At 66.1% G+C, this 20,188-nt stretch carries 22 protein-coding genes; 15 read left to right on the forward strand and 7 right to left on the reverse strand.

Annotation, left to right across the window (positions count from 1 at the left end; translation table 11 throughout):
* Positions 1-3: 3 nt before the first annotated feature.
* Positions 4-1,713: a gamma-glutamyltransferase gene (gene ggt / locus U4960_RS00885; protein WP_324261731.1), complete on the reverse strand. Its 1,710-nt coding sequence runs from the start codon at positions 1,711-1,713 to the stop codon at positions 4-6.
* 10 nt (positions 1,714-1,723) lie between these two features.
* On the reverse strand, positions 1,724-2,752 hold the full coding sequence (locus U4960_RS00890; RefSeq protein ID WP_324261732.1) for a quinone-dependent dihydroorotate dehydrogenase: 1,029 nt from the start codon (positions 2,750-2,752) through the stop codon (positions 1,724-1,726).
* Positions 2,753-3,064: 312 nt separating this feature from the next.
* Here U4960_RS00890 and U4960_RS00895 point away from each other — a divergent pair, with 312 nt between their 5' ends.
* The 11 genes from U4960_RS00895 to U4960_RS00945 all read left to right on the forward strand — a co-directional run bounded on the left by U4960_RS00895 (position 3,065) and on the right by U4960_RS00945 (position 12,483).
* Complete coding sequence (locus U4960_RS00895) at positions 3,065-4,867, forward strand: DUF885 domain-containing protein (protein ID WP_324261733.1); 1,803 nt, start codon at positions 3,065-3,067, stop codon at positions 4,865-4,867.
* Between the two features lie 89 nt (positions 4,868-4,956).
* Entirely contained in the window at positions 4,957-5,916 is a 960-nt protein-coding gene (locus U4960_RS00900; protein WP_324261734.1) for an AraC family transcriptional regulator, read from the forward strand.
* A 43-nt stretch (positions 5,917-5,959) separates the two neighbouring features.
* Positions 5,960-6,388, forward strand: a complete 429-nt coding sequence (locus tag U4960_RS00905; protein WP_324261735.1) for an SUF system Fe-S cluster assembly regulator — start codon at positions 5,960-5,962, stop codon at positions 6,386-6,388.
* A complete protein-coding gene (gene sufB / locus U4960_RS00910) occupies positions 6,385-7,899 on the forward strand; it encodes a Fe-S cluster assembly protein SufB (RefSeq protein WP_324261736.1) in 1,515 nt (504 codons plus the stop codon). The genes U4960_RS00905 and sufB overlap by 4 nt, the downstream gene beginning before the upstream one ends.
* 103 nt (positions 7,900-8,002) lie before the next feature.
* Positions 8,003-8,554 carry an endonuclease domain-containing protein gene (locus U4960_RS00915; protein WP_324261737.1) on the forward strand — a complete coding sequence of 184 codons (552 nt, stop codon included), beginning with the start codon at positions 8,003-8,005 and terminating at the stop codon, positions 8,552-8,554.
* A complete protein-coding gene (locus tag U4960_RS00920) occupies positions 8,551-8,880 on the forward strand; it encodes a hypothetical protein (RefSeq protein WP_324261738.1) in 330 nt (109 codons plus the stop codon). The genes U4960_RS00915 and U4960_RS00920 overlap by 4 nt, the downstream gene beginning before the upstream one ends.
* Positions 8,881-8,882: 2 nt before the next feature.
* Positions 8,883-9,644, forward strand: a complete 762-nt coding sequence (gene sufC / locus U4960_RS00925; protein ID WP_324261739.1) for a Fe-S cluster assembly ATPase SufC — start codon at positions 8,883-8,885, stop codon at positions 9,642-9,644.
* The gene (locus U4960_RS00930) at positions 9,637-10,416 is read left to right on the forward strand and encodes a SufD family Fe-S cluster assembly protein (protein ID WP_324261740.1); all 780 of its coding nucleotides are present in this window, start codon (positions 9,637-9,639) and stop codon (positions 10,414-10,416) included. The genes sufC and U4960_RS00930 overlap by 8 nt, the downstream gene beginning before the upstream one ends.
* Positions 10,417-10,421: 5 nt before the next feature.
* A complete protein-coding gene (locus tag U4960_RS00935) occupies positions 10,422-11,636 on the forward strand; it encodes a SufS family cysteine desulfurase (protein ID WP_416379086.1) in 1,215 nt (404 codons plus the stop codon).
* On the forward strand, positions 11,633-12,112 hold the full coding sequence (locus U4960_RS00940; RefSeq protein ID WP_324261742.1) for an SUF system Fe-S cluster assembly protein: 480 nt from the start codon (positions 11,633-11,635) through the stop codon (positions 12,110-12,112). The genes U4960_RS00935 and U4960_RS00940 overlap by 4 nt, the downstream gene beginning before the upstream one ends.
* Entirely contained in the window at positions 12,112-12,483 is a 372-nt protein-coding gene (locus U4960_RS00945; RefSeq protein ID WP_324261743.1) for a HesB/IscA family protein, read from the forward strand. The genes U4960_RS00940 and U4960_RS00945 overlap by 1 nt, the downstream gene beginning before the upstream one ends.
* 11 nt (positions 12,484-12,494) lie before the next feature.
* On the opposite strand, the gene U4960_RS00950 is transcribed toward U4960_RS00945, so the two are convergent.
* The 3 genes from U4960_RS00950 to U4960_RS00960 all read right to left on the reverse strand — a co-directional run bounded on the left by U4960_RS00950 (position 12,495) and on the right by U4960_RS00960 (position 14,646).
* A complete protein-coding gene (locus tag U4960_RS00950; protein ID WP_324261744.1) occupies positions 12,495-13,439 on the reverse strand; it encodes a hypothetical protein in 945 nt (314 codons plus the stop codon).
* A 78-nt stretch (positions 13,440-13,517) separates the two neighbouring features.
* Entirely contained in the window at positions 13,518-13,958 is a 441-nt protein-coding gene (locus U4960_RS00955; RefSeq protein ID WP_324261745.1) for a hypothetical protein, read from the reverse strand.
* Positions 13,951-14,646, reverse strand: a complete 696-nt coding sequence (locus tag U4960_RS00960) for an EI24 domain-containing protein (protein ID WP_324261746.1) — start codon at positions 14,644-14,646, stop codon at positions 13,951-13,953. Before U4960_RS00960 ends, U4960_RS00955 begins: the two co-directional genes overlap by 8 nt.
* Positions 14,647-14,771: 125 nt before the next feature.
* Between U4960_RS00960 and U4960_RS00965 the strand changes: the two genes are divergently transcribed.
* Complete coding sequence (locus U4960_RS00965) at positions 14,772-15,767, forward strand: adenosine kinase (protein ID WP_324261747.1); 996 nt, start codon at positions 14,772-14,774, stop codon at positions 15,765-15,767.
* A gap of 94 nt (positions 15,768-15,861) precedes the next feature.
* Here U4960_RS00965 and U4960_RS00970 read toward each other — a convergent pair whose 3' ends face one another.
* Positions 15,862-17,493, reverse strand: coding sequence for an FAD-dependent oxidoreductase (locus U4960_RS00970; RefSeq protein WP_324261748.1), 1,632 nt, complete (start codon positions 17,491-17,493; stop codon positions 15,862-15,864).
* Positions 17,494-17,693: 200 nt separating this feature from the next.
* Here U4960_RS00970 and U4960_RS00975 point away from each other — a divergent pair, with 200 nt between their 5' ends.
* Positions 17,694-18,470 (forward strand): SDR family NAD(P)-dependent oxidoreductase, encoded by a 777-nt coding sequence (locus U4960_RS00975; protein WP_324261749.1) that lies wholly within the window; start codon positions 17,694-17,696, stop codon positions 18,468-18,470.
* A 6-nt stretch (positions 18,471-18,476) separates the two neighbouring features.
* On the opposite strand, the gene U4960_RS00980 is transcribed toward U4960_RS00975, so the two are convergent.
* Positions 18,477-19,295 (reverse strand): SDR family NAD(P)-dependent oxidoreductase, encoded by an 819-nt coding sequence (locus U4960_RS00980; protein WP_324261750.1) that lies wholly within the window; start codon positions 19,293-19,295, stop codon positions 18,477-18,479.
* Between the two features lie 128 nt (positions 19,296-19,423).
* Here U4960_RS00980 and U4960_RS00985 point away from each other — a divergent pair, with 128 nt between their 5' ends.
* Positions 19,424-19,837 (forward strand): nuclear transport factor 2 family protein, encoded by a 414-nt coding sequence (locus U4960_RS00985; RefSeq protein WP_324261751.1) that lies wholly within the window; start codon positions 19,424-19,426, stop codon positions 19,835-19,837.
* A gap of 4 nt (positions 19,838-19,841) precedes the next feature.
* Positions 19,842-20,183 (forward strand): putative quinol monooxygenase, encoded by a 342-nt coding sequence (locus tag U4960_RS00990; protein ID WP_324261752.1) that lies wholly within the window; start codon positions 19,842-19,844, stop codon positions 20,181-20,183.
* The last annotated feature ends 5 nt before the right edge of the window (positions 20,184-20,188 follow it).

Below are 20,188 nucleotides of genomic sequence, written 5' to 3' on the forward strand. Positions count from 1 at the left end.
CACTCAAGGCAGTTCGAGCTGCGCCTCAAGCCGGGGATCGCGCGCGCTCTGCCAGCTGCCCCCGCGCCACAGCACCGCGTTGGCCTTGACCGGCGCTTCGCGTGCAAACGGCTGCGGCTGGCCGAGCGCAAGGAAGGCCGGGATTGCCCGTTCCAGCCAGGTGCCCTGCTCCACCAGGGTGCGCTCTCCGAATGACATCAGGAAAGGCAGGCCCAGCGCCGCTTCGGCATCGAGCCCGAAGTCGATCACGCCGATGATCGATCGCGCGGTCTGCACCGGAATCGTCGGCCCACCAGCCGCGCCGACTGCCAGCAGGGGGGTGCCGTCCGGCGCCCACACCAGCATCGGCGACATCGAGCTGCGCGGCCGCTTGCCGCCTTCGACCCGGTTGGCCACCAGCCGGCCTTCGACCATGGGCGACCGGCTGAAATCGGTCAGTTCGTTGTTCAGGTAGAACCCGCCGAACATCAGCCCGGAGCCGAACGCCCCTTCAATGGTCGAAGTGTAGCTGATCATCGTGTTCGATGCATCGACCACGGCGAAGTGGGTGGTGCCGCGCTCTTCCGGCTCATCGCCATCGGCCAGCGCCAGCGGCGCACCGGCGGGCCGGCCCGCTTCCACCTTGGCCATGGCACGCGCCGGATCGATCAGGGCACTGCGGCTGGCGAGGTAGGCCGGGTCGAGCAATCCCGCGACCGGCACGGAGACAAAATCGGCATCCGCCACGTAGAGCTCGCGGTCGGCATAGGCGAGCCGCTGCGCTTCAAGGAACAGGTGCCATGTAACCGGGCTCTCGGCCCCGTAGGCGGACAGATCGAACCGCTCGAGCATCGCCAGCATCTGCAGGATCGCGATCCCGCCCGAGGTCGGGGGCCCCATTCCGCAGATCCGGTGGCGGCGGTAGGTCGTGCACAACGCCTCGCGCGGCTTGGCCTGGTAGCCAGCGACATCGCCAGCCGTCATCGCACCCTCACGGGGTGTCGACTGGGCCACGGTTTGCGCCATCGATTCAGCCCGGTCGCCCCGATAGAATGCCGGTGCCCCGCCCGCGGCGACGGCCTCGAAGGTTCGCGCAAGGTCTTCATTCACCACCAGCGTTCCGACCGGAAGCGGATTACCGTCGGCTCCGAAGAACAGGGCTCGGCCGGTGTCAGTGAGGGCCGCACGATCCTTGGAGGAACTGAGGGAATTGTGCAGGCGCGGATTCATCCGGAAGCCTTCGCGCGCGAGGCGGATGGCCGGATCGAACAGCCGGGCCCACGGCAACTTGCCGTGCTCCGCATGGGCCTTGGCCGCGAGCGCAATATTGCCCGGAACCCCGACGCTGAGCCCGCTGCGGACCGACTCGATAAACGGCGGCAGCGTACCGTCAGGTTTGAGGAACCATTCCGGCGTCGCCCCGGCCGGGGCAGTTTCGCGCCCGTCGTACGTCGTCACATCGCCGTCAGCCGTCCCCCGCACCAGGAACCCGCCGCCCCCGATGCCGGAGCTTTGCGGCTCGACTACGGTCAAGGCCAGCATTGTGGCGATCGCTGCGTCGGTGGCGCTGCCGCCGGCCCGCAGCATTTCGTAGCCGGCCTCTTCCGCCCGGGGATCGGCAGCGCTGACCGCGCCAAGCTGCACCTGAGGGGCAAGCGGGGCTTCAGCAGGAAGGGTCGCGCACCCGGCAAGGGCGAGGGCAGCGAGCAGCGGCGTGGTGAACGAGCGGATCATTCCGCCAGCGCTATTCGCTTCCGACCGCTTCGGCAATGCTTGCAAAGCCATCGCGTTTCATGAGCCGCTCCAGCCCGCTGACGATCCGGCGCGGCAGGCCGGGGCCTTCATAGACCATTGCGCTGTAAAGCTGGACCAGGCTGGCCCCCGCGCGGATCCGCGCCCAGGCATCGTCGGCGCTGGCAATTCCGCCCACGCCGACCAGCGGCATGGCCCCGCCGGTCGCGGAACGGAAATCGCGCACGCGCTGCTGGGCCAGATCGCGCAAGGGCGCGCCAGACAGACCACCAGCCTCTCCTGCATGACGTGAAGCAAGCACCGGCCGGGAGATGGTCGTGTTGGAAACGATCAGCGCCCCCAGCCGCTTGTCCATTGCGATCCTGCCAATGGCATCGATGTCAGCCGGTTCCAGATCGGGCGCAACCTTCAGGAAAACGGGCGGGCCCTGGTCTCCGCGCGCCTCAAGCACGGCATCAAGAAGCGCGGTTAGCGCGCCCTCGTCCTGCAGGGCGCGCAGGCCGGGCGTGTTGGGACTGGAAATGTTGACCGCAAGGTAGGTGGCATGGGGGGCCATCGCCCGTGTCATCACCGCATAATCGGCAATCCGGTCAGGCGAATCCTTGTTCGCCCCGATGTTGATGCCCAGCACGCCTGCCCGGCCCATGCGCCGCTCGAGACGCTGCACGGCAGCATCCCGGCCGCCGTTGTTGAACCCCATCCGGTTGATCACGGCCCGGTCCTCTACCAGCCGGAACAGGCGCGGCTGCGGGTTGCCAGCCTGGGGCAAAGGGGTGATCGAGCCGACCTCGACGAAACCGAACCCCAGGCCCAGCAGAGGGTCAGGAACCTCTGCATCCTTGTCAAACCCGGCAGCCATCCCGAGCGGGTTGGGAAAGTCGATACCGGCAACCTCGATGGCGAGTGCTCCCCGGCGGGGAGGGGTTCGTGAGGGGCTCAGCTTGAGCGCCTCGACGGTCAGGCGATGGGCCTGTTCCGAATCGAGAGCAAATAGGGCCGGACGGAAAAGCGGGAAGAGCATGGCCAAGTCTATGGCAAGCAGGGCAACCTGTGTCGAGCGTGTCGCATTCCTACAACTTGTTGCGTGTTCGAACAGCATTTGTAACGAATGTGGCGCGGAAACTGTCGCTTACATACAATCGTATTGCGTCCCTCTGGAGTAGCTAACCCTTGCGACCCGAAGGGCTCGACGCAGCGATGCAGAGAGTTCCTCTACTTCAAGGGGCGGCCTGGAAACGGGCCGCCCTTTTTTTGCGCGCTTCGGCGCTGCATACTGGCCATTGCCGGAACGGTGGGGCACAGTTGGCGAGAACCTGAACATCGCGGAGATACGATGCGCCTTCTCACCCCCCTTGCCGCAAGCCTTTTCGCACTCGCTACCGCCGGGTGCGTCACCAGTCAGTCCGAGCCGGTCACTACGGCTGCCACCGGCGAGGCCCCGGTGCCGGCTCTGGCCGGCCTGTTCGAAGACTATGACGCTGCCCAGCTGGCCCTGTCACCCATGGGCAAATCCTATCGCGGGGTCCGCGACGAGGACTACGGGAAGTGGGACGACATGTCGCCGGCAGCCGACGAGCGGGCGCACGCCTTGCTTCAGGATACCGCTGCCCGGATGCGAACAGCTTACGATCCCGCCAGCCTGCCGCAGGCCGATGCCCTGTCGTGGCGGCTGTTTGACGGTTTGGCCAAGCGCCGCGCCTCGCTCCATCCCTTTCGGGGTTATGGCTACATCTTCGACCAGATGAACGGCGCGCAGAGCCAGTTGCCGGCTTTCCTGATCAACATCCACCGGGTCTCGAATCAGGATGAGGCGACCGCCTACGTCAGCCGCATCGAAGGACTCGGCACCGCCCTCGATACCTTGACCGCCGAATCGCGTGCCCGGGCAGAGCAGGGCGTAATGCCGCCCAGCTGGGTCTACCCCTACGTCATCTCGGACATTCGCAACCTGCTCGAGGTCGGCAGCGGCAATGCCGTGCTCGAGGACTTCGAAGGCAAAGTCGCAGCGCTGAAACTGCCCGAGGCAGAGGCATCCGCTCTCAAAGAGCGCGCCCGCAACGGCTGGGAAAGCTCGGCCCGCCCCGCTTACCGCCGCCTGCTGGCCGAGATGGAGCGGCAGCAGGCGATCGCACCCACCGATGACGGCGTGTGGCGCTTCCCCGATGGTGACAAGTATTACTCCGCCCTGCTCGCGAGCTACACCACGACGGACCTGACGGCGGATCAGATCCACGATATCGGCCTGCGCGAGGTTGACCGCATTCACGGCGAAATGCGCACGATCATGGGCCAGGTCGGCTTCACCGGCACGCTGAAGGAATTCTTCGACTACACCCGCACAGACCCGCGCTTCTACCACACCAGCCGCGAAGACTATCTCGCGGATGCGGAGCGGTTCATGGCCGCCATGGAAGCGAAGCTCCCCGAATACTTCTCGACGCTGCCGAAGGACCCGCTGGTGATCAAGCCGGTCGAGGCGTTCCGTGAAAAGAGCGCAGGCAAGGCCTTCTACCAGCGCCCTGCCCCCGACGGATCGCGCCCCGGCACCTATTACGTCAACCTCTACAACCTCAACGACATGTCGAAGAATGAACTGGAGGCGCTGGCCTATCACGAGGGGGTACCGGGCCATCATCTGCAGCTGTCGATCCAGACCGGGCTGGGCAATGTGCCGCCGTTCCGCCGCTTCGGTGGCGTGACCGCCTATTCCGAAGGCTGGGGCCTTTATACGGAGGAACTGGGCAAGGACATGGGCTTCTACACCGATCCCTATTCGGACTTCGGGCGCCTGGGGATGGAGCTGTGGCGGGCCGCCCGGCTGGTGGTCGATACGGGCATTCACCACAAACGGTGGAGCCGCGAACGGGCGATCCAGTATCTGGCCGACAACACCCCCAACCCTGACGGTGATATCCGCAAGGCGATCGAACGCTATGTCGTCTATCCCGGTCAGGCGACCGCCTACATGATCGGCAAGCTCAAGATCATGGAACTGCGTGCCGCAGCCCGCGCGGAACTGGGCGACCGGTTCGACATTCGCGGTTTCCACGAGGTGATCCTGTCAAGCGGGCCTGTGCCGCTTGATATCATGGAGGAAAACGTCCGCGCCTGGATTGCCGCGCGGAAAGCGAACTGAAGGCAGGCGGAACCGGCCCACCCCGTGCCGGTTCCGCAGATGGCGAGTGCGCCACGGGGCCGGGTCGCGCCGGAACACAGGTGGGTTCGATGGACGGGGGATCGGTAAACCCGGAACAGATTGCGGCGGGGGCAGAGGATTGGCTCACCCCGCCCGCGCTGCTGCAACTGGACTATATCCCCCCGCCCGACGCGCTGGTGCCGTTCGTCACCACATTCTATCATTTCCGCTGCGAAGAACGGGATATTCGCGATGTCCAGCCAGCGGCGGTCGGCCACGTGCTGGTGTTCCTGGCGGGCGAGGGCGAGATGTTGTTCGAGGGCGGACGGCGGGATAGCTCGCACCCGGTCTCGGTCCTCACCCCCGGCAGCCAGGCTGCGCCGATCGCGGTAAACGGGCCGTTCTACTGCATCGGCGCGGCGCTCTCCCCGCTTGGATGGGCTGCGCTGACCGGCCTCCACGCGGGCGACTGGTCGGACCGGCTTGTGGCAGCAGACGAACTTTTCGGCCCAGAGATAGTGACCCTCGGCGACAAAATGCGCGCAGACTATGGCGCAGGCCGGGCCAGCGGGGCCTCCCTGTGTGCGGAACTCGGGGCGTTCCTGCTCCCGCGGCTGCGCCCGGTAAACCCGCGCCATGCAGCCCTGATCCGCAATGTCGCTGAGTGGCTGGGCACTTCGCTCACACCCGAAATCGAGGACCTGGTGCGGCAGAGCGGCTATTCTGTCCGCCAGCTCCAGCGCCTGTGCGAGCGCTATTTCGGGCTGCCGCCGGTGCGACTGGCGCGCAAATACCGCGCCCTGCGCGTGGTCGCCCTGCTCGGCCAGCCCGACGTGCCGGACGCACTGGTCGCGGAACTGGTGGACCATTTCTATGACCAGTCGCACATGATCCGGGAAATCCGGACCTTTGCCGGGCGCACGCCAGGGCGCCTGCTGGGCGACGATGGCTCGATCCTCAGTGCCCTGCTCGACATCCGGAATTTTCGCGAAATCACGCCGCAGGTGGCGGCCATGCCCCCCCTTGCAAGTGGCAGCGAGGACGACTAGCTGGAATTCGGAACGAATCAGTCTGAATTGCAGTCAGGATTTCATGCGACTCTCCAATCTGGCCGACTACGCCGTTGTCACAATGAGCGCCGCTGCGCGCCATTGCGGCGGCGCGCGCACCAGTGCGGCAGAGCTGGCAGCGGAGACTGGCCTGCCGGTACCGACAGTGCAGAAGCTGGTCAGCAAACTGTCGGCTGCGGGACTTTTGCGCTCGGTGCGCGGGGCCAGAGGCGGGCTGCAACTGGCCCGCCCGGCGGCCGCGATCACCCTGGCCGATATCGTCGAGGCCATCGAAGGCCCGGTGGCGCTGACCGCCTGCGTCGAGCAGGGCAAGCATGATTGCGCCTACGAGCACAGCTGCACGGTCAGGCCGCACTGGAGCCCGGTCAACGCGGCGGTGCGCGGCGCGCTGGCAGGCATCACCCTGACCCAACTGGCGAGACCGGCACAGACAATGAGTGAAGTGGCATGAGCGAAGAAATCGAAGTGAAGGCCAAGCCGGAAGCGCCGAAGACACCGGAGACAGATGTCCAGGCGCGTGAGGCCGCGGCCAAGGCGGCCGATTACGAGCATGGCTGGTCGGCCGAAATCGACACCGAATTTGCCGAGAAGGGTCTGACGGAAGACACCGTCCGCTTCATCTCGGGCAAGAAGGGCGAGCCGGAATGGATGCTCGAATGGCGCCTCAAGGCCTTCCGCCTGTGGCAGACCATGGCCGAGCCGGACTGGGCCAAGGTCGGCTATCCCGCCATCGATTACCAGGGCGCCTATTACTACGCCGCGCCCAAGCCCAAGCCCAAATTGGGATCGCTCGATGAAGTCGATCCCGAGATCCTCGCGGTGTACAAGAAACTCGGCATCCCGATCGAGGAGCAGAAAGTGCTCGCCGGGGTGGAGGGCGCGCGCAAGGTCGCGGTCGATGCCGTGTTCGACAGCGTCAGCGTCGCCACCACCTTTCGCGAGGAACTGAAGCGCGCCGGGGTGATCTTCCTCTCGATCAGCGAAGCGGTGAAGGAATATCCGGAGCTGGTGAAGAAGTGGCTCGGCAAGGTTGTGCCGATGCACGACAACTTCTTCGCCACCCTGAACTGCGCGGTCTTTTCCGACGGCACTTTCGTCTACATCCCGGAAGGCGTGCGCTGCCCGATGGAGCTCTCCACCTATTTCCGCATCAATGCGGAGAATACCGGCCAGTTCGAACGCACCCTGATCATCGCCGAGAAGGGCAGCTACGTCAGCTACCTGGAAGGCTGCACCGCGCCGATGCGGGATGAAAACCAGCTCCACGCCGCCGTGGTCGAGCTGGTCGCGCTGGACGATGCCGAGATCAAGTATTCCACGGTGCAGAACTGGTATCCCGGCAATGCCGAAGGGATGGGCGGAATCTACAACTTCGTCACCAAGCGGGGCCTGTGCCAGGGCGCGCGCAGCAAGATTTCCTGGACCCAGGTCGAGACCGGCTCTGCCGTCACTTGGAAATATCCCAGCTGCGTCCTCAACGGCGAGGATAGCGTCGGCGAGTTCTACTCGGTCGCCGTGACCAACAATTTCCAGCAGGCCGATACCGGCACCAAGATGATCCACAACGGCAAAGGCAGCCGCTCCACCATCATCTCCAAGGGCATTTCGGCGGGCAAGTCGAACAACACCTATCGCGGCCTCGTCCGCGTGGGCGCCAACGCCGACAACGTGCGCAACTTCACCCAGTGCGACAGCCTGCTGCTGGGCGACCAGTGCGGCGCGCACACCGTGCCCTATATCGAGGTGAAGAACCCGACCGCGCAGATCGAGCACGAGGCAACCACCAGCAAGATTTCCGATGACCAGCTGTTCTACGCCATGCAACGCGGCCTCGGCATCGAGGAAGCCGTGGCGCTGATCGTCAACGGCTTTGCGAAGGAGGTGCTGAAAGAGTTGCCGATGGAATTCGCGGTCGAAGCGCAGAAGCTGCTGGCGATCAGCCTTGAAGGCTCGGTTGGATGATTATCCTTTCGTCCCCCATCATTGCGAGCGGCAAAGCCGCGCGGCAATCCAGTGCGAGCACAAACCGCTCTGGTGTGACCAAAGCTGAGCTCGAGAAAACTTCATGACCACCCGCAAAACCCTCGCCCTCAACCCCGAAGCGGCCACCGCCGAAGCCCCCGCGCTCAAAAAGAAGGGCCGCGGGTGGGAGATTTCGGAATCCCGCCTCGATGCGCTGCACGAGCAGGCGCGCGAAATGCGGCGGCATTCGTCGGAAGCGCACAAGGCGCTGGCCGAGAAATTCGCCAAGGCTGACCTGGGCCGTTACAAGTTCACCCGCCATGCGGTGGTCGGCAGCGCGATTGTCGATTTCAACTGCCACGTTCTCGGCATGGCGATCGCGATTGACGAGGAAGGGCAGAACGATGCCCTCGCCAAGCGGCGTGACAAGAGCCTGGAAAGCGTCGGCATCCGGGTAATGCGGATTGCGGCGAAGGACGTGCTGGAAGACATGGACGCCGTGCTCGCCCGGATCACCGCCGGCATGCGCCTGCGCATCGGCGACCGGAAGGATGCCGCCCGCGCCCACAAGGAAGCCAATCCGAAGCAGGACTATTCCCGGCCCAAGCCGCGCCCCGCGCCGCGCAAGGGACCGGGCGACAGGAAGCCGCGATGATCCGCGCGCTAACCCTTGGTCTCGCTCTGTGCGCCGCCGTGCCGGCGGCCGCAGAAGGTAACGCAGCGGAACTGGCCGGAAGCCGCCTGCGCGGCTGCCTGCTGGCGGGGGCAAGCGCGGCGCCGCAGACCGGCCTGCGCGAGGCAGTGATCTCGGTCCGCTCGTTCTGCACACCCCAGATCAAGCGGGTGCAGGGCGACCGGGTCAAGGCCGCCACCGCCGGCCTTTCCGGCGAGGCCCGCAAAGCCGCCGAGGACAGCGCGATCCGTGCGCTCAATGACGAAATCGCCCTGGCCATTGCCAATTTTACCGGACTGACGATCTGACCATGCTCGAAATCACCAACCTTCACGCCACCGTTGCCGATAAGCCGATTCTCAAGGGCCTGACCCTGACCGTGCCCGCTGGCGAAATCCATGCGATCATGGGGCCGAACGGCGCGGGCAAGTCCACGCTGTCCTACGTGCTCGGCGGGCGGCCCGGTTACGAAGTGACCGGTGGCAGCGTCACCTTCAACGGGATTGACCTGCTCGACCTGGAACCGCACGAACGCGCCGCCGCCGGCCTGTTCCTCGGCTTCCAGTACCCGGTCGAGATCCCCGGCGTTTCCAACGTCCAGTTCCTGCGTGAGGCATTGAATGCCCAGCGCACGGCTCGGGGCGAAGAACCGCTCTCGGGCGGCGATTTCCTCAAGCTGGCCAAGGCGAAGGCAGCCCTGCTCAAGCTCGACATGGACATGCTAAAGCGGCAGGTGAACGTCGGCTTTTCCGGCGGCGAGAAGAAGCGCGCCGAGATGGTCCAGATGGGCATTCTCGACCCGAAATTCGCCGTGCTTGACGAGACCGACTCCGGCCTCGACATCGACGCGCTCAAGGTGGTCGGCGAAGGGATCAACACGATCATGCGCAGCCCCGACAAGGCGGTGCTGCTGATCACCCATTACCAGCGCCTGCTCGACTACGTGAAGCCGGACAAGGTCCATGTTCTGGCCGGGGGCCGAATCGTCCAGGGCGGCGGACCGGAACTGGCGCTGCGCCTGGAGAGCGAAGGCTATGACGCGGTCATGGCACCAGAGAGCGCAAATGCCTGAGGCAGGGGCACTGGAACGGCCGACCACGCGGGACGAAGCCTGGCGCTATGCCGACGGCGCATTGCTGGCGGAGCTGCCGCTCGACTATCTGCAGCACTGGGGCACCACACATGTGCCGCCGGGGGAAACGAAGCACTTCAACGCATTCCATCACTCCGGCCCGCAGGCCTCGGGCGGATCGGTCCACCGGGCCCGTGTCCATGTCGGCGCGGGCGGGCGCTACGAACACTTCGAGATCAATGCCAGCCACACCGAGTACAGCCGCATCGAGCTCGAAGTGACGCTGGAAGAAGGCGCGCATTTCGAATTCGGCGCGGTGACAATCGGCAACCGGAATGCGCGGCAGGAATTCGTCACCCGCGTGATCCACAAGGCTCCGAACGCCACCTCCAATCAGGTCGTGCGCGCCGTGCAGGGCGGGCAATCGACCGGCAACTACCTCGGCCGGATCGAAGTCGCGCGCGATGCGCAGAAGACCGACGCGGCGCAGAATTTCCGCGCCATCCTGCTTGAGCGAGGCGCCAGCGCCAACGCCAAACCGGAACTCGAGATTTTCGCGGACGACGTCAAATGCGCGCATGGCGCAGCGATCGGCCAGCTTGATCAGGCGGCGGCCTACTACATGGCGGCGCGCGGCATTCCGCCCGAAGCGGCGCGCAAGCTGCTGGTGCAGGCCTTCATCGCCGATGCGCTGGCCGCAATCGAGGACCGGCGGATTGCCGACCGTATGCTCGAACGCGCACTGGAACAGCTCGACGGGGCGGCGCTGTGAATGCCGTGACCAATCTTGCTGCCGCGCACCGCGCCGATTTCCCCGGGCTGTTCACGCCTGAGGGCAAGCCGTGGCACTATCTCGATACTGCCGCCACTGCGCAGAAACCGCGCGCGGTGATCGATGCGATGGCTCGCGCCATGGGCGAGGACTACGCCACCGTCCACCGCGGGGTCTATGCCCGCTCGGCCGAAATGACGCGGGCGTTCGAGGCAGCGCGGACCCGCGTGGCCCGCTTCATCGGGGCAGGCAGCGACAACGAAATCGTGTTCGTGCGCGGCGCGACCGAGGGGATCAACCTCGTCGCACAAAGCTGGGGTGGGGAGAACCTGAAGCCCGGCGACCGGATCATGCTCAGCGTGCTGGAGCATCATTCGAACATTGTACCGTGGCAGATGGTGGCGACACGCACCGGAGCCGTGATCGACGTCTGCCCGCTGACCGATGATGGCCGGATCGACCTCGACTGGCTCGAAGCGAACCTGAGCGAGCAGCACAAGATCGTGGCGCTGTCGCACGTTTCTAACGTGCTCGGCTCCGTTCTGGGGGCGAAGCGCGCCGCGAAGGCCGCGCACGCGGTTGGCGCCAAGCTGCTTCTCGACGGGTGCCAGGCCGCGCCCCGGATGCGGCTGGCGATGGCAGAACTGGACTGCGATTTTTACGTGTTCTCCGGGCACAAGCTCTACGGCCCGACCGGGGTTGGCGTGTTGTGGGCGCGCGAGGAACTGCTCCAGGCCATGCCCCCGTGGCAGGGCGGCGGAGCGATGATCGACCGGGTCACGTTTGAGCAGACCACCTACGCCCCCGCCCCGCAGCGGTTCGAGGCCGGCACGCCGATGATCACCGAAGTGATCGCGCTGCATGCCGCGATCGATTTCGTCGAGCCGTTCGGGATGGAAGCCCTGTTCGCGCACGAAAGCGCCCTCGCCGCACAGGCCCGTGATGCCCTGCGCGAGGTCAACACGATCCGCCTGTTCGGACCCGAGCAGAGCGCGGGGATCGTCAGCTTTGCCATGGAGGGGGTGCATCCGCACGACATCGGCACCATATTGGACGAAGAAGGTGTGGCTATTCGCGCCGGGCACCACTGCGCCCAGCCGCTGATGGACCATCTCGGCGTACCCGCCACCGCCAGGGCCAGCTTCGGGCTCTATTCGGATGAAAGCGATCTTGCAGCGCTGATGCGCGGGATCGAACGCGTACAGAGGATTTTCGGATGAGCGAACAGTCCCGCTTTTCAGTTGAGGAAGTCGACGCCGTCACTCCCCCGCCCCGGGCGAAAGTGGAGGATGCGGTGATCGAAACTGCCGCCGAGAAGCTTGAGCGCAAGCGCGACTACCTGGAGGGCTTCCTCCAGCAGAAGCCGCAGGCGGCCACCCCCGGCGAACCCGGCGGAGAGCTTTACGAAGCGGTGGTTGCGGCGCTGAAGGAGATTTTCGACCCGGAAATTCCGGTCAACATCTACGATCTCGGCCTGATCTACGGGGTCGAGGTCTCGCCCGATGCAGACGTCGTCATAACCATGACGCTGACCACCCCGCATTGCCCGGTGGCAGAATCCATGCCGGGCGAAGTGGAACTTCGCGCCGCCAGCGTACCCGGCGTGCGCGATGCCGAGGTCAACCTGGTGTGGGATCCGCCCTGGGGCCCGGACCGGATGAGTGATGAGGCCCGGCTCGAACTGGGAATGCTGTGATGACCGAGACCAAGACCCGCCCCGCCCAAAGGCCTGCTCCTAGGGCGGCCGTGGTGCTGACGCCCGCGGCCGAAGCCCGTATCGCCGACCTGATGGCCAAGGCCCCCGAACGCGCGATCGGGGTCAAGCTGTCGACCCCGCGCCGGGGCTGCTCTGGCCTTGCCTACTCGGTCGATTACGTCACCGAAGAGGTCAAGTTCGACGAAAAGATCGAAACCCCCGGCGGCACGTTCTACATCGACGGGGCCAGCGTGCTCTACCTGATCGGCAGCACGATGGACTGGGTCGAGGACGACTTCACTGCAGGATTCGTCTTCACCAACCCCAACGCCAAGGGCGCCTGCGGCTGCGGCGAGAGCTTCATGGTCTAGGCCCTCAGGGTCTAACCGAGGTCGGCCGCCACCCGGTCCAGCAGCGCCCGCTCCAGCGCGTCGATTTCGTCATCGGCGTTGATCATCGTATCGAGCCAGCGCTTCTCGTTTTCGGTGACGAGATTGCCGGACGCCTCCAGTTCGGTGAACCCGACCGGATCAGGCTTGCGGCCGAACACTTTGCCGAAATGGTTGAACGCCTGCGGCACTTCGCGGGCCATGGCCCCCATGAACCGGCCCACGCTTGGCCGGTCGTTGCCAATGAACCGCTCCAGCTCCTTCATCCGCTCATAGCTCAGCTGGGCATTGGTGAGAGTGAACCCGCGCAGGTAATTGGCCACGCCATCGACAAACAATCTTGGCCATTCAGGCGAATTGTCCGCTGCCAGCGTCGCATCCTTGATCCGGAACAGCATTTCCGCCTCGAACCGGCTCACCGCAGCCGGGCCGTGTCCGCCGCTGGCGAACACCAGCCGCCGCATCAACCGGCATTCGGCCCCGCTGACATGGGTATCTGACAGTTCGCCCCCGCACCGGGTTGGGCCAGTGCCGGTCAGCACTGCCGCTTCGATCTGAGCCAGAGCGTAATGCTTGAGACTTTCCGGCACGTTCTGCGCCCGCTCGATCACCCGGACCAGCAGTTCGAGCTCGGCCATGGTCTCCAGCCGGCCATCCTGGTCAATCGCCTGCATCAGCCATTGCGCTTCGTCCTCGCTGCACATGCCGCGCGGCTCGCTGCCGTTGAGGACAAACTCGCCGATCGCCTCGACGAAGAAATCGACCCATTCGCCGCTCGGGCGGGTAATGGCCCGGTTGATCGCGAAGATCGCCTCGGCCTCGCCCGGGCTGACCTGCCCGTCGCCCCAGCCAAGGCGGCGCAGCGCCAGCACCTCGTGCGGGGTGATTTCACCATCGGCGGAAACCGACCGGGCAAGGTCGGCGAATTGCATGGTCATGGCGCGCGTGATCCTGTGCTGCTCACGCGGACCATGCCACCGGTTCGGTTAAATCGGGGTTACCCGAGGGGCAGCCAGTCAGCGGCGCAACAAGGCGCGGACACAGGCAACCCGGTCGACATCGAGGCCGTCCGATGCCCGCCGCGCCTCGACATAGGTGGCGGTCGGCTCTGCCCCGGGGCTGAGCGGATAGAGCCACACATCTAGCACGCACGATTCGCCGCTGAACTGCAGCTTGCGCGCATCGCCTTCGCGCACATCGAGCCTGGGCGCGCCAAGCTGCCGCGACAACGCGTTCGCATTGGAGCCGATCAGGCCCTCTATCCCGGGCAGGCTCATGACCCGGGGCGCGCGAAATCCGGTGCTGACCGCCGCCGGAGGTGGAGCCGGGCGGGTCGCCGGCGGAGCCGCCTGACCGGCCGCCCCGCCCGATGGCGGCGCAGTGCTGACCGGGACGGCGCTGTTGGCACCGCAGGCGGCAAGCAGCGGCAGGGTGACAAGAGCGAGAAACTTACGCATGGGATAGAGCCCCCGGGCGGCGGTGAACAAGGTGGGTGGCGGCGGCTGCGCCAAGCACCGGCACCAGCAGATTGACGAACGGCACTGCCATCAGGGCGGCCACAAACCCGCCCAGCGCAAATCGCTGCAAGCCGGTCACCGGCGGTTTTGCCTCAGGCCCTTCGCTGTGACGCAGCCAGACCATCTCGGTCAGCTCGCGCCCGAGCAGCCAGCCATTGACCAGCCAGAACAGCAGGGCGGTGCCAACCCCCGTGACCAGCAGCACCAGCGCCACCGGCAATATGGCAAGATTGACCAGCAGCGCCCGCGCCAGCGAGCGCAGCCCGTCTCCCAGCGATTGCCCCAACGAGCGCGGCCGCGCTGCCTGCCGGGCCAGGGGATAGTGGCGCGCCTCCACCGCCGCGACAATGTCTTCGGCGAAGAATTGGAGCACCATCACCGCCACCAGCCGGAACAGCAGCCAGCCCCCGATCACCGTCAGCACGGCGGCAATCAGCCCGCTCAGCCCGGCGGCAACGGTGCCTGCGTCCCACTGCGCCAGCAGGTGAGACAGCCCGTACCAGGCGGCGAGGCCGACCACGGCAAACACCGCCACCGTCAGGAACACCGTCTTCAGGAGAATGCGCAGCACCGGCCCGTCTGCCAGCTGGGGCAGCGCGCGGAGCAAGGCGGAAAGGGCAGCATTCATCCCGCGCGCTGTGCCGTGTGTGCCGGACCGCCGTCAATCGCAAAGGCTGCGGAAAGCCTTGGCCCGGGGCCTGCAAGCGGCTAGGCGCGCGGCCGACCTGTTTCCCCAGACCTGAAAGCGCCCGAGTGACCGAACCCCGTTATGACGTGATCGCGATCGGCAATGCCATCGTCGATGTAATGGCTGCCTGCCAGGACGAGCTGATCGAGGAGCTGGGCCTCAGCAAGGGCGGGATGACCCTGGTTGACAGTGCGCGGGCGCAGGAACTTTACGATGCCATGGGCCCGGCGCGGGAGATTTCCGGCGGCTCGGCAGCCAATACGCTGGCCGGTCTTTCGGCTCTGGGTGCGCAATGCGCCTTCATCGGCCAGGTCGCCGCAGACCAGCTGGGCGAAGTCTTCGCGCACGATATCCGCGCAGTCGGAATCGATTTCGACACCCCGCCGCGCGACCGCGAGCCGCCCACGGCCCGGTGCCTGATCTTCGTCACGCCCGACGCCCAGCGGACCATGAACACGTTCCTCGGGGCCAGCCAGTACCTGCCGCCGGTGGCGCTTGACGCCGAGGCGGTGGCGGCGGCCAAAGTGCTCTACCTTGAAGGCTACCTGTGGGATCCGGAAGAGCCGCGCGCGGCCATGCGCCGGGCCATCGAGGCGGCCCGGGCAGCCGGACGCAAGGTCGCCTTCACCCTGTCCGAGGTCTTCGTGATCGAGCGGCACGGCGATGATTTCCGCGCGCTGATCGAGGATGGCCTGATCGATATCCTGTTCGCCAACCACCTTGAGCTGGCCGCATTGACCGGCGAAAGCGATTTCGAGGCGGGCATTGCCGCGCTCTCTCCCAAGGTGCCGGTGCTGGTGGTGACCCGCAGCGCCGAAGGCGCCGTGGCCGTGGCTGGAGGCGCAAGAGCCGAAGTTCCGGCCGAGCCGATCGACAAGGTGGTCGACACCACCGGGGCCGGTGATCTGTTCGCTGCCGGGTTCCTCTACGGCCATGTCAACGGCGAGCCGCTGGAACGCTGCCTGCGCCGCGGCGCGATCGCCGCTTGCGAAATCATCAGCCACTATGGCGCGCGGCCGGAAGCCGACCTCCGGGCGCTGATGGCGGAAAAGCTCGGCTAGGCTGACAGCACCGGCGAGGACGCGCCCTCAACTGCGCGACCGGCCGTTGGCAGGTGTGCGTGCTCAGGCGGGGCGCGTTCAGGCCAGGGCGTGCTCAGACATTGTCCCGCCGGGCGGCAGACCGTCCGGCGATGTAGCCATAAGTCAGCGCCGGGCCGAGCGTACCGCCTGCACCCGCATAGATCCCGCCGGTCGGGCAGGCGATGGCGTTGCCAGCGCCATAGAGGCCCGGGATCGGTGCACCGTCATGGCCCAGGATGCGCCCTGAACCATCGGTGCGCGGGCCGCCGTTGGTGCCCAGCAGGCCCGCCCTGATCTCGACCGCATGGAACGGCCCCTGCGACACCGGCCCGAGGGTGACGGCCGTGCCGGAGCGGCTGCGGTCACCGTAGAAATGGTCATAGGCACTGGTGCCGCGGCCGAAATCGGGATCGTGACCCGCTTCGGCATGGGTGTTGAACCGGGCGACAGTGTTTGCCAGCGCCGCCGGATCAAGGCCGATTGTCACGGCGAGTTCCTCGATCGTGTCCGCGCTTGCCACCCAGTCAGGCAGTGGCTGGCCCGGCATCCGGGTGCCGAGCGGATAGCGCTCCGCAAACTGCGCATCGAACACCAGCCAGGCCGGCAGGTTGCGGTAATCATAGCTGGCCGGATCGAACTGGTGGAACACCCCGCCCAGCGCGGAATAGTTGGCGGCTTCGTTGCAGAACCGTTCCCCGAACCGGTTCACCATCAGCGAATGGGGCACGGTGCGCTCGATCAGCACGATCTGGGCGCGCTGCTCGCCGCCGGGCCAGGGCGCGTCCGGCGTGACCAGGGTCGGCGCCCACCACGCACTGGTCATGTTGCCGAGCTTGGCCCCGGCCGCCATCGCCAGCGCAAGCCCCTCGCCGCGCGCAGTGGGCGGGCTGGCGGGGGCATCGGCCGGACCGCGCAGGAACGCCTGCCGCATCTCTGCATCCCATTCGAATCCCCCGGTTGCCACGATCACGCCCTGGCGGGCTCGCAGGGTGAGGGGCTTGCCGTCCCGTTCCGCCTCGACCCCTGCGATCCGGCCATCCTCGCGCAGCAGCTGCTGCGTGGTGACGCCGAGCAGGGGCTCGATCCCACGGTCAAGGCAGGCCTTGAGCAGGCGCGCGACCATGGCCTGGCCAAAACCGCACAGCCGCTCTGCCATGCGCTGGCCGAGCACTTCGGGCGCAACCATCTCGGTCGCCCCGCCGAGCGGGGTTTCCCGCAGCATCAGCGGCTTGGGCTCCTCGATCGCGTAGATCCGGTCAGCCCACTCGCCCAGTTCGCCCAGCGCGAACAGGTCATGATCGAGCGCGCGGCTGCCCTGCGGCTTCGCGCCGGGGCGGTCGAGATAATAGTCAGGGTAGCCGGGCAGCACGGCCACCTTGAGCGCGCCGATTTCCGCGAGGAACGCCAGCGCCTCGGGGCCGGTGCCGACGAAAGCCTCCAGCGTCTCGTCAACCAGATCGCCATGATCAAGGCTGCGGAAATAGGCGAGCGCATCGTCCTTGCTGTCGGCCATGCCGGCCGCGCGCATCCACGGGTTGTCCGCCACCCAGATGACCCCGCCCGATATGGCGGAGGTTCCGCCGATCCGGCCAAACCGTTCGACCAGCTGCACGTCTGCGCCGGATTCGCGCGCGGCCAAGGCGGCGGCCATGCCGGCCGCGCCGGTGCCAAGAACAATAACGTCGGTGTCGATGGTTTCGCTCATGCGCACGACTAAGCGCGCAACAGGGCCGTGCGCCAACCCTCCATTTTGGCACCCCCCAAATTGGCAAGGTGCGTCGCTTCGCCTTTGGCCTTACCCGTCATTGCGAGCCGCGAAGCGGCGCGGCAATCCAGAGCCCCCGCGTGCCACCCTGGATTGCCGCGTCGCCTGCGGCTCCTCGCAATGACGGGGAGAGTCGAGACATGAAGCTGCAAGGGAAAATCGCCGCCATTACCGGGGGGACCGCAGGGCTGGGTCGCGGGATTGCCGAAGCCTTCCTTGCCGAAGGGGCAAGCGTCGCCTTGATGGCGCGGGGCGCAGAAAAAGGGCAGAAAGTGCTGGCCGAACTCGGCGCGGGCGAGCGGGCCATTTTCATCCCGGGCGACGCCATGGTGCAGGCCGATATCGAGGGCTTTGTCGACAAGGCGGTCGCCCACTTCGGGCGGGTCGATATCCTGGTCAACAACGCAGGCGGCGCCGGCGACCTGCAACCGCTGGTCGATCTGAGCGATGCGGCGTTCGACGAAGCGATGAAGTGGAACGTCTATTCCACCTTCTGGGCCACCCGCCGCGCGCTGAAAACCATGCTGGCGCAAAAATGGGGCCGGGTGATCAACATCTCCAGCATGGAGGGCAAGCACGGCAAGCCGGTCTTCACCGCCTACACCGCTGCCAAGCACGCCATCAACGGGATGACCAAGTCGCTGGCGCGCGAGGTCGGCACCGAAGGGGTTACCGCCAACTGCATCTGCCCCGGGCTGGTCATCACCGACATCATCAAGAACAGCGGCCCTGCCACGGCCAAGGCGATGGGCATGGAGTTCGAGGAGATGATCGCGATGTTCGCCGCCGAAGCCGCGATCAAGCGCCCCAACACGGTGGAGGAAGTGGCTGCGGTGGCCGTGCTGCTCGCCTCTGACGCCGGTGCCGGAATTACCGGCGCGGCAATCAGCGTCGACGGTGGAACCGCGCAGTATTGAGGCGCGTCAGCCTTCCCCTTGCAGCTTCGCCATCGCCGCCCCGATCGAGCGTTCCAGGTCGGCCGCCTGCGGGTTACCGCGCAAGGTAAGACCGCCGTTGGGCTGGATGTTCTGCCCGGTCACGAACGCCTCGTCGCTGCACAGCCACAGGCAGGCATGGGCGACGTCCTCGCTGGTGTTGAGGCGGCCCAGCGGATAGCGCGGCAGGAAGGCATCGACCAGGCCCGGCACCTTGAAGCTGTCAGACGTCATCGGGCTTTCGGTGAAGGCAGGGGAAACGGTGTTGGCCTTGATCCCGTATTGCCCGAAATCGTTCGCCACGCAGCGGATCAGCGCCTCTGACCCGGCCTTGGTGCCGATATAGGCCGCGTGGTTGCCGATCACCGCATGGGTCGTGGCCGAGGACAGCGAAATCAGCGACCCGCCCGAGGGCGTCTGGCTGACCATCTGCTTGACGAACGCCTGGAGGAAGTGGTGCACCCCCTTGAACTGCAGGTCGACGATCTGGTCCAGCTGTTCTTCGGTGATCTCCAGCAGGTTGGCCAGCAGGCCCCAGCCGCTGGTGTTGACCGCCGCATCCACCCGGCCCATTTTCGCGGCCGCCGTTTCCGCCAATGCGTGAACCTCGGCATGGCTGGTTATGTCGCACAGCGCGTAGTGGCCGCCGATTTCGTCGGCCAGTTCCCTGAGCGGGCCTTCCTTGCGCCCGGCGACCATGACTTCGGCCCCTTCCTGCGCGAACAGGCGGGCGACCGTCTGCCCCATGTTGTCCTTGCTCGCGGCGCCGAGAATGACCGCCTTCTTGCCCTGCAGCCTGCCCATCATGCTCTCCTCCATCAGATTGGCCCCGAGCCTAGAGCGGTTGACGCTGCGGCGCCCTTGCCAAAAGTGTCCATTGTTTCGCCAGGGCCAAAGCGCCGATAGGCTCGGCCAGAGGAAAAGGGAGAGCTGCCATGTACAACGGGCCACTGGAGGATCGCCTGGCGATCCGCGAACTGCACGAGATCTATGCCGACGGCGTAGTGCGGATCGATGCCGAGACCTGGGGCTCGGTCTGGGCGGAAGACGCGCACTGGAACCTGATGGGCCACACGGTGGACGGCAAGGCCGCGATCGTGGAGATGTGGAAAGGCGCAATGGGCGGGCTGGAGGCGGTCAGCTTCCAGTGCGTGCCCTGCGCGATCGAAGTGGACGGCGACCGGGCCACAGGCCGGGTCCAGACCCAGGAAATTCTCAAAAGCAAGGACGGGACCACCCGGCACGTGGGCGGCCTTTATGAAGACAAGCTGGCCAGGATCGGTGGACGCTGGTTCTACACCAGCCGCGTGTTCCGGATCGTCGCCGAATTCCAGCCAAAGGAGGGCTGACCCGATGGCCAAGATACTGATTTCCGCCCAGATCGATCTCGATCCCGCGCAGCGCGAAGAAGCGCTGAAGAGTGCCCGCCCGTTCATCGATGCCGCGCTGGCCGAGAAGGGCTGCATCCATTACGACTGGAGCGCCGACCTCAGCAATCCCTCCCGCGTCAACGTGTTCGAGGAATGGGAAAGCGAGGAAGACCTTGCTGCCCATTTCCGCGACCCGGCCTATACCGGGATGCGTGACCATATCGGCCAGTTCGGGCTGACAGGCGCAGTCAGCAGGAAGTACCGGGTCGATGCCGAAGGGCCGGTCTACAACGATCAGGGTGTCGCGACCGAGGACTTCGGCTGACGCAC

Origin of the sequence: Altererythrobacter sp. H2, from assembly GCF_035319885.1 — a bacterium.
Lineage (GTDB): Bacteria > Pseudomonadota > Alphaproteobacteria > Sphingomonadales > Sphingomonadaceae > 34-65-8.